The following is a 2788-nucleotide window of genomic DNA, read 5'->3' as shown; positions in this document are numbered from 1 at the left end:
GCACCGGCAGTTCGCCGTCGGCGAACTGAAGGCGGAGCGACCCCGCGCCCCTTGCGCTGGCGGCGCTGGTGACGATCGCGCCACCGGTGTCGCGCACCATCGCATATCCGCGCGCCAGGAGCGCACGCGGATCGAGGCTGTCCAGCAGCCGTCCCAGCCCTTCAAGCTGCGCGCGGTCGCGGTCCCAGCGCCGCGTAAGCAGCACCGGCCGCAATGCGGCGCTGCGCGTCGCAAGCCGTTCGGAAATCACCGCCAGACGTTGGCGCTGGCTGCGATCGAGCCGCCCTTGCGCATCGTCGACCCGCTGGCGCTGCGGTGCATAGAGCGCCTCGCGCTTTGGCAGGTGGCGAGCCAGCGCGGCCAACCGCTCGGCTCCCAGCGCCTGGTGGCGGTTCGCCGCGCCGATCATCCGGCCGTTCCATGTCGCGAGCTGCGCCTGCAATTCGGCGCGGACCGGCACCGCCAGTTCGGCGGCGGCAGTCGGCGTCGGCGCGCGCACATCGGCCGCATAATCGGCGAGCGTCACGTCGGTTTCGTGCCCCACCGCGCTGATTGTCGGAATGCGGCAATCGGCGATTGCGCGGACGACCACCTCTTCGTTGAACGCCCACAAATCCTCGATCGACCCGCCCCCGCGGGCAACAATGACCAGGTCGGGGCGAGGCAAGGGACCACCGGGTTCGATGGCATCGAAACCCCGGATCGCTTGTGCGACCTGCGCCGCCGCGCCGTCGCCCTGCACCAGCACCGGCCAGACGATGACATGCGTCGGGCAGCGGTCGGCAAGGCGATGGAGGATGTCGCGGATCACCGCGCCGGTCGGCGACGTGACGACGCCGATCGTGCGCGGCAGATAGGGCAAGGCCTGCTTGCGTCCCTGGTCGAACAGCCCCTCGGCGCCCAGCCGCGCTTTCAATTTCTCGAAGAGGAGCATCAGGGCGCCCTCGCCCGCGACCTCGAGCGTATCGACGACGAGCTGATATTTCGATCGCCCCGGATAGGTGGTGAGCTTGCCGGTCGCGATCACCTCGATCCCGTCCTCGGGGCGAAAGGCGAGGCGTCCCGCCTGCCCCTTCCACATCACCATGTCGATCAGCGCATTATCGTCCTTCAGCGCCGCGTAAAAATGCCCCGATGCCGCGCGCTTGGCGCCCGACAACTCACCCCGGACGCGCACGCGCGCGAAGCCGTCCTCGACCGTCCGCTTGATCGCCGCCGACAATTGGCTGACCGACAGGGCAGGAGCGTTGTCGCCGGGCGCCGCCTCGGCTAACAGCCGCGCTTCGGTGCCATCGTCGGACGCCGTATCGGGAAAAGGGACTGACATGAATATCCTGCTGGTCGGATCGGGGGGCCGCGAACATGCGCTGAGCTGGCAGTTGGCACAATCGCCAAGCTGCGCCAAGCTCTATGCCGCACCGGGCAATCCGGGGATCGAGGCGCACGCCGAATGTGTCGCGATTGCCGCCGACGATCTGGACGGGCTGATCGCCTTCGTAAAGGCGCATGGCGTCGATTTTGTGGTCGTCGGCCCCGAAGCCCCGCTCGTCGCGGGCCTCGCCGACCGCCTCGGCGAGATTGGCGTCCCCGCTTTTGGACCCGCCGCTGCCGCCGCCCGGCTCGAAGGCTCGAAAGGCTTTACCAAGGATCTGTGCGCGCGCGCGTCGATCCCGACCGCCGCCTATGTCCGCTGCACCAGCGCCGAGGAAGCGCGCGCGGTGCTCGAAGGCTTTGCCATCCCCGTCGTGATCAAGGCCGACGGCCTGGCCGCGGGCAAGGGGGTGATCATCGCCGAAACCCACGAAGACGCTGAAGCGGCGATCGACGACATGTTCGATGGTGCGTTCGGCAGCGCGGGGGCCGAAGTGGTGATCGAGGAATTTATGACCGGCGAGGAAGCGAGCTTCTTCGCGCTTTCCGACGGCCAGCATGTCATCGCTTTCGGCAGCGCACAGGACCACAAGCGCGTCGGCGACGGCGACGTCGGCCCGAACACCGGCGGCATGGGCGCCTACAGCCCCGCCCCCGTGCTCACCGCCGACCTCGAAGCGGCAGTGATGGACCGCATCATCCGCCCGACGGTGGCGACGCTCGCCGCCGAAGGCACACCCTATGTAGGCGTGCTGTTCGCCGGGCTGATGCTGACCGCCGAAGGTCCGAAGCTGATCGAGTATAATTGCCGCTTCGGCGACCCCGAATGCCAGGTGCTGATGATGCGCTATGCAGGCGACCTTGCCGCCCTGCTCCACGCGGCATCGACGGGGGCGCTGACGGACGTTGCGGCCCCTGCCTTCGCCAGCGATTATGCGCTGACCGTGGTGATGGCCGCCAACGGCTACCCCGCCACCCCCGAAAAGGGCGGCATCATCCGTGGCATCGCCGACGCTGAAACCGGCGGCGTGCGCATTTTTCATGCGGGCACGGCACGCAGCGGCGATCACATCATTGCTGCGGGGGGGCGCGTGCTCAACGTCACCGCATTGGGGCGCACCGTCGCCGAGGCGCAGGCCCGCGCCTATGCCGCGGTCGACAGGATCGACTTCCCCAGCGGTTTCTGCCGCCGTGACATTGGCTGGCGCGAAGTCGCACGCGAAGCCGAATGACATCCCCACTCGCCCGTCCCGCGACCACGGGACGGACGAGGAAATTCTTGCTTTCCGTTCGTCAAGGTAGACCCGGCAGCCAAGCCCGCATAGGCTTGCAAAAAATCACATGCGGAGAAGATCATGATTTGGCTTCAGGAAAACTGGATTATCGCGGTCGTCGGACTCGTCGTGGCCGTCATGCT

Annotated in this window: 2 protein-coding genes; one reads left to right on the top strand and one right to left on the bottom strand. The window is 67.7% G+C overall.

Going from position 1 to position 2788, the window contains the following annotated elements; all coding sequences use genetic code 11:
• The coding region (gene xseA / locus A3E77_RS12500; protein WP_293646389.1) for an exodeoxyribonuclease VII large subunit at positions 1–1327 on the bottom strand (1327 nt) is incomplete at its 3' end.
• Here xseA and purD point away from each other — a divergent pair.
• Complete coding sequence (gene purD / locus A3E77_RS12495) at positions 1326–2603, top strand: phosphoribosylamine--glycine ligase (protein ID WP_293646387.1); 1278 nt, start codon at positions 1326–1328, stop codon at positions 2601–2603. The two genes, xseA and purD, sit on opposite strands and share 2 nt — an antisense overlap.
• Positions 2604–2788: the final 185 nt, after the last annotated feature.

This window comes from Sphingopyxis sp. RIFCSPHIGHO2_12_FULL_65_19 (assembly GCF_001830555.1).
GTDB lineage: Bacteria > Pseudomonadota > Alphaproteobacteria > Sphingomonadales > Sphingomonadaceae > Sphingopyxis.
This window is presented reverse-complemented; position numbering and strand designations above follow the sequence as displayed.

Coding starts and splice junctions, on each gene's coding strand:
- purD (WP_293646387.1), top strand. CDS start 1,326: ATGAATATCCTGCTGGTCGGATCGGGGGGCCGCGAACATGCGCTGAGC.